8 protein-coding genes are annotated in these 6,031 nt (G+C 35.0%); all 8 read left to right on the top strand.

The features are described from left to right. The coding region (gene rpsK, locus M0Q24_RS11185) for a 30S ribosomal protein S11 (RefSeq protein ID WP_295050696.1) at positions 1-141 on the top strand (141 nt) is incomplete at its 5' end. Positions 142-152: 11 nt separating this feature from the next. Further along, complete coding sequence (gene rpsD / locus M0Q24_RS11190; protein ID WP_295050684.1) at positions 153-779, top strand: 30S ribosomal protein S4; 627 nt, start codon at positions 153-155, stop codon at positions 777-779. Positions 780-804: 25 nt separating this feature from the next. After that, positions 805-1,803, top strand: a complete 999-nt coding sequence (locus tag M0Q24_RS11195) for a DNA-directed RNA polymerase subunit alpha (protein WP_295050686.1) — start codon at positions 805-807, stop codon at positions 1,801-1,803. Positions 1,804-1,816: 13 nt separating this feature from the next. Then, positions 1,817-2,167: a 50S ribosomal protein L17 gene (gene rplQ, locus M0Q24_RS11200; protein WP_295050688.1), complete on the top strand. Its 351-nt coding sequence runs from the start codon at positions 1,817-1,819 to the stop codon at positions 2,165-2,167. Positions 2,168-2,299: 132 nt separating this feature from the next. Continuing rightward, positions 2,300-3,517, top strand: coding sequence for an aldo/keto reductase (locus tag M0Q24_RS11205; RefSeq protein ID WP_295050690.1), 1,218 nt, complete (start codon positions 2,300-2,302; stop codon positions 3,515-3,517). Positions 3,518-3,624: 107 nt separating this feature from the next. Then, a complete protein-coding gene (locus M0Q24_RS11210) occupies positions 3,625-3,900 on the top strand; it encodes a NifU family protein (RefSeq protein WP_295050691.1) in 276 nt (91 codons plus the stop codon). 13 nt (positions 3,901-3,913) lie between these two features. Then, the gene (locus tag M0Q24_RS11215; protein WP_295050692.1) at positions 3,914-4,507 is read left to right on the top strand and encodes a hypothetical protein; all 594 of its coding nucleotides are present in this window, start codon (positions 3,914-3,916) and stop codon (positions 4,505-4,507) included. Further along, positions 4,497-5,798, top strand: a complete 1,302-nt coding sequence (locus tag M0Q24_RS11220) for a UDP-N-acetylmuramoyl-L-alanyl-D-glutamate--2,6-diaminopimelate ligase (protein WP_295050694.1) — start codon at positions 4,497-4,499, stop codon at positions 5,796-5,798. Before M0Q24_RS11215 ends, M0Q24_RS11220 begins: the two co-directional genes overlap by 11 nt. Positions 5,799-6,031 lie beyond the last annotated feature (233 nt).

Here is a 6,031-nt window from a genome sequence, read left to right on the forward strand (position 1 = left end):
AAAGTACAAGGTCCAGGTTCAGGTCGTGAGACAGCTGTTAAAGCTGTAGGTGCTATAGAAGGCATTCGTGTTACATTTATGAAAGATGTTACACCACTACCACACAACGGTTGTCGCGCACCTAAGCGTCGTAGAGTTTAAGGAGATTACTGATGGCAAGATATAGAGGTCCAGTAGAAAAAATCGAAAGAAGATTCGGTGTAAGCCTTAACTTAAAAGGTGAACGTCGTTTAGCAGGTAAATCTGCATTAGAAAAAAGACCTTATGGTCCTGGTCAACATGGTCAGCGTCGCAAGAAAGTTTCTGAGTATGGTTTACAACTTAATGAAAAGCAAAAAGCAAAATTCATGTATGGTGTTTCTGAAAAGCAATTCCGTGCACTATTTGTTGAAGCAAAAAGAAGAGATGGTAATACAGGTACAAACCTTATTACTCTAATTGAAAGCAGACTTGATAATGTAGTTTACAGAATGGGCTTTGCTTCAACTCGCCGTTTCGCTCGTCAACTTGTTACTCATGGTCATATCCTTGTAGATGGAAAGAAATTAGATATTCCTTCTTACAATGTTAGAGCTGGTCAAAAAATAGAGGTTCGCGAATCAAGCAAGAAAAATGTTCAAGTTGTTCGTGCAATAGAGCTAACAAATCAAACAGGTCTAGCACCATGGGTTGATATCGATGCTGAGAAAGTATTTGGTATTTTTACTCGTTTACCTGAGAGAGAAGAAGTTGTAATTCCAGTAGAAGAGCGTTTAATCGTTGAGCTTTACTCGAAATAATAGAATTAATAAAAGGCGTTAGAGAATGAAAAAAATTAAAACTACTCCACTTGCTCCTCAAGAATTTGAGGTAGAACAGATTAGTGAGAATGAAGCAAACATAATGGCTTATCCTTTTGAAACTGGTTTTGCTATCTCTTTAGCTCACCCACTTCGTCGTTTTTTATTAAGCTCTTCTGTTGGTTATGCACCGATAGCTATAAAAATCGAGGGTGCTAAGCATGAGTTTGACTCTGTTCGTGGTATGCTTGAAGATATTTCTGACTTTATATTAAATCTTAAAGAGATTCGTTTTAAACTTAAAGATGAAGCTAGTGAAGCTGAAGTTAGTTATAGCTTTACTGGTCCATGTACTATCAAGGGATGTGATTTAAGCAATGATGTTGTTGAAATAGTAACTCCAGATGCTCATCTTGCAACTCTTAACGAAGACTCTAACTTAAACTTTGTTATAAAAATAGCACAAGGTATAGGTTATGTTCCTAGTGAAGATACTCATGACGAACTTGAAGATGGTTATATAGCATTAGATGCTTATTTCACTCCAGTTCGTAGTGCAACTTATAAGATAGAGAATGTTCTTGTAGAAGACAACCCTAACTTTGAGAGAGTAATTTTAAACATAAGAACTGATGGACAAGTAACTCCACTAGAAGCATTTAAAAACTCACTTGAAGTTATGTATGCTCAACTAGCTGTATTTAACTCAGAGATCAGTATAAAAGCTGCTACAACTATAGAGAGAGTTGAAGAAAATCCAGACCTTAAAAAGTTGGTAACTCATATTGATAGTTTAGGTTTAAGTGCGAGAAGTTTTAACTGTCTTGACCGCTCTGATATTAAACTAGTAGGTGAAATAGCATTGATGAGTCAAAATGATCTTAAAAATGTTAAAAACCTAGGTAAAAAGTCATATGATGAAATCGTAGAAAAATTACAAGAGTTTGGTTTTGCAGTTGGCGCTGACTTAGCAGATGATGTAATTAGTGCATTAAAAAAGAAAATTGAAGCCGCTCAAGGCTAAAGAGGAATAAGAGATGAGACATCGTCATGGATATCGTAAACTAGGTCGTACTAGCTCACACCGTGCAGCTTTACTTAAAAACCTAAGTATTTCGTTAATAGAACATGGAAAAATTGAAACTACTATAATGAAAGCAAAAGAACTACGTTCTTATGTAGAAAAACTTATCACAATTGCTGGTAAGAATGACTCTAATGCTCATAAAGCAGTATTTGCGGCGCTTCAAAGCAAAGAAGCAACAAAAACTCTAGTAAATGAAATAGCACCTAAGTACGTTGATCGTGCTGGTGGATATACTAGAATAGTAAGAACTCGTATTCGTCGTGGTGATGCAACTACAATGGCGTTTATAGAGCTTGTATAAAAATAAGAAATAAAGTTTCTTACGCTGAGTCTATGGCTCAGCGAAAAGCAAAGATTATCTTTGCTTTTAAAGCCTTTCATATATTACATAACTTTCCCAATTCTAAAATACTTTAGCAAAAAGTGAGACATAATGAGTAATTTCGCATTTGGAACTTATAGAATAAGTGATTATAACCCACAACATATACAAGCACTAAGAGATGCAATAAGCTCTGGCATCCGTATGATAGACACATCATCTAACTATATGGATGGTGGAGCTGAGCGTGCTATTGCACTAGCTTTTAGAGAGTTCGATGAGGGCACAAAAGATTCAGTTGAGATAGTTAGCAAAGTTGGCTATATTCAAGGTTCAAATATGGATAGGCATAAAGAAGAGCCATTTGAAGAAGTGGTTGAATTTTCGCCTGATTGCTTTCACTCTATAAGTGAATCGTTTATAAAAGATCAACTTACAGAGTCTCTAAAGAGATTAGAGAGGACAAAAATCGATTGCTATCTTCTACATAATCCTGAGTACTATATATTAGATGCTATAAACAGAGACATTGACAAAGATGAGATGTTAGATGAAATGTATAAAAGAATATATAGAGCTTTTGTAGCATTAGAGATAGAAGTTAAAAATGGCAGAATTTCAGGCTATGGAATAAGTTCAAATAGCTTTTCTAAGAGTAAAAAAAGTGATGAATTTTTGCCTTATGAAGATCTGATAATATTAGCAGACAAAGCATCGGAGGAAGTACTAAATGATACCCATAGCTTCACTACGGTGCAACTTCCTATAAATATCCTTGAACTAGAGGGATTAAAATGTGCACAGTGGGCAAAAGAGAATGGGCTTAGAGTTTTAGCAAATAGGCCTTTAAATGCTGAGTTTGAAGGCAAGATGTATAGACTTGCTGATTATGATGAGTCAAGAGAGTATTATCACCATCTAAATGAACTCTTAGAAATTTGTGACAATGAGCAGCTAAAACCGTTATACAATCTCTTTGAAGAGTTAGATGCGTCAAAGCATAAGTTTGGCTGGATAGGTGATTGGGATGCATTTTTCTTTGCCCAAATCATACCACATATGAGAACATCGCTGCAGAGTCTAGACCAAGAGAGCAAAGAGTTACTTGTAAACTCCATAGATATGTTTTTTGTAGAGTATAAAAAGATGGTTTTGCATGAGTGTTCTAAAAATACGAGAAAAGCATTAAAAGAGTTTTTCAAAAATGACGATGTATCTATGCAAGATACGGCTTTGAGATTTTTAATGGGGCAAGAGAGCATTGACTATGTCCTTGTTGGTATGAGAAAACCAAGTTACACTTTGGAAGTTTTAGCACTTAAAGACTAAAACCTTTAAGCTAATCTAAATCTTTATGACTTGTTAAGCGATTTTGTCATATTTTATGTTATCTAAAATCAATATTGCAAGAAAAGAAATGAATTTAAGGAAAAGAGATGATTCCATTTACGGATGAAGAGTTGATGAGCCCAGTAAAAGCCTCCATAGATAAAATCCGTCCATCACTAGCACTCGATGGTGGCGATATAGATTTTATAACAGTAAAAAATGGAAATGTGTATGTTCAGCTAAAAGGTGCTTGTGTTGGCTGTGCTAGCAGTGGCAGTACGTTAAAATATGGTGTAGAGAGACAACTTAAGATGGATATTCATCCAGAGCTTACAATTATAAATGTACCAGTTGGTATGGAAGACAATTTAGAAAATCTTTAAAAAAGAGAAAAAAATGAATGGTATTTCTAAACATAAAACATTATCACAAGCTAAAGAGTACTTTAGCAAATCAGACTACAAAACAGCATTAGAAAAATTTGCAAGAGTTTTGCAAGATTTTCCAAACTCAAAAGAAGCGTATAATGGTGTGATATTATCTGAGATGGCTTTGAGTGGCGAGGGTGGTGCTGAGGCTCTTTTTGACTACTATGAAGTTCTTAAAGATGAAGATAAAGAGTCAGCTGACAAAATTATGAGTGATATTTTACAAACGATGGATGATGCTATAGACAGAGTTGGCGAAATTTTTGCAAAACCTCTAAGAGATAGACTTGAATTTGAAGATGGTATTCTTTATGAAGACTTTAAAGCCATTTTAGACAAGGGTGCTGGATTTAAAGAGACTTTTGAAAATATTATGTTCTCAACTCGTGTAATTATTACTCAAAAAGAGGATTTTGTTGATTTTTTAGACAGACTTATAGAGAATGACTTTGGGGAGATGGCACTCTCATACTTAGAGAATGCACTTAGCATCTATCCGAGCGATAAACTACTTAGAAAACTTTTAAAAAAGCTGGCAAAGAGCAAAAAAAATGAAGATTGAGCTTCCTAGCCAATCTTACAAATATGTAAGCGAAAACTCCTCAGAATGTGATGCTCAGACAGCCTTTGTTTTAACAGCACAAAATAAAAAATATCTTGAAGATGCAAAGAGTAGAAATGCTCACTCTATCATAAATGTTAAAGAGATAGCTCCTCATTTTGGTATAGGAGAGATAAAAATTGTAGGCATTACAGGCACAAATGGAAAGACTACAACCGCAAGTGCTATCTACTCGTTTTTACTAGATCTAGGCTACAAAGTTGCTATGCAAGGCACTCGTGGCTTTTTTATGAATGATGAAATAATAGAAGGCAAATCGCTTACTACTCCAAGTGTGTTAAACACCTACAAACACATATATCAAGCAGTAGATGCTGGGTGTGAGTTTTTTATTATGGAAGTAAGCTCACACGCTATAGCACAAGCGCGAATAGAGGGACTAGAGTTTGAGCTTAAAATTCTTACAAATATCACTCAAGATCATTTAGACTATCATAAAACCATAGGTGAATATATAGCTACTAAAAATAGTTTTTTTCAAGACGAGTGTAAAAAACTTATAAACAAAGATGAGCCAAAATCATCTTTTACTGTTAAAAATACTTTTACTTATGGCATAGAACACAATGCCTCATACAAGCTTATGGCTTACTCACTAAACAACGCTTCAAGTGGAATAATTCAGCATTTTAAAGAGATAGTTCCTTTTACTTCATCACTTCATGGTTTTTTCAATCTTTACAATTTAATGGCAGCAATTGGAGCAGTAGATCTCTTAGTTGATGATGGACTAGAGAAGATTGTTGAAGTGGTTGAGGGTTTTGCTGGAGTTAGTGGCAGAATGGAACAAGTGAGTGAGGAACCAAATGTTATAGTTGACTTTGCACACACTCCAGATGGAATGCAACAAGTATTAAATGCACTAAAAGAAAAAGAGCTTTTAGTTGTTTTTGGAGCTGGTGGAGATAGAGATAAAACTAAACGAGCTTTGATGGGTAGAGTTGCTGCTAGTTTAGCAAAAAAAGTCTATGTCACAAGCGATAATCCACGAACTGAAGATCCACAATCCATAGTTGATGACATACTTGAAGGTATTGAAGATAAGAGTATAGTAAGTGTCGAGCTAAATAGAAGAAAAGCCATAGAGATGGCACTTAGTGAGCAAAAAGCTGACGAAGTAGTAGTCATTTTAGGAAAAGGCGATGAGACCTACCAAATCATCTATGATGAGAAGTTTCCTTTTGATGATAGAGAGGTTGTAAGGGAGATCTTAAAGAGTAAAAATAAGTGAGTTGTGTCACTTCGTAGTTTGTTTGGGGTTCCAAAAGCTCTCTCTTGCTCTGCGTGGGAGTGTATATAAATTATAAACTCAGATATATATATGAGTTCCCACGCAGTGAGACTGTGAAAGAACTTCTTCTTTGCAGTCTCATTTTTCTAAATAAATAAGACAATTATTTCTAAATCTGTATATGATATTTTTATTGAAAATAAAGACCGTATATTGCATACTATTGGTGATAT

This window comes from Sulfurimonas sp. (assembly GCF_023228785.1).
GTDB lineage: Bacteria > Campylobacterota > Campylobacteria > Campylobacterales > Sulfurimonadaceae > Sulfurimonas.

Coding starts and splice junctions, on each gene's coding strand:
- rpsD (WP_295050684.1), top strand. CDS start 153: ATGGCAAGATATAGAGGTCCAGTAGAAAAAATCGAAAGAAGATTCGGT.
- M0Q24_RS11195 (WP_295050686.1), top strand. CDS start 805: ATGAAAAAAATTAAAACTACTCCACTTGCTCCTCAAGAATTTGAGGTA.
- rplQ (WP_295050688.1), top strand. CDS start 1,817: ATGAGACATCGTCATGGATATCGTAAACTAGGTCGTACTAGCTCACAC.
- M0Q24_RS11205 (WP_295050690.1), top strand. CDS start 2,300: ATGAGTAATTTCGCATTTGGAACTTATAGAATAAGTGATTATAACCCA.
- M0Q24_RS11210 (WP_295050691.1), top strand. CDS start 3,625: ATGATTCCATTTACGGATGAAGAGTTGATGAGCCCAGTAAAAGCCTCC.
- M0Q24_RS11215 (WP_295050692.1), top strand. CDS start 3,914: ATGAATGGTATTTCTAAACATAAAACATTATCACAAGCTAAAGAGTAC.
- M0Q24_RS11220 (WP_295050694.1), top strand. CDS start 4,497: ATGAAGATTGAGCTTCCTAGCCAATCTTACAAATATGTAAGCGAAAAC.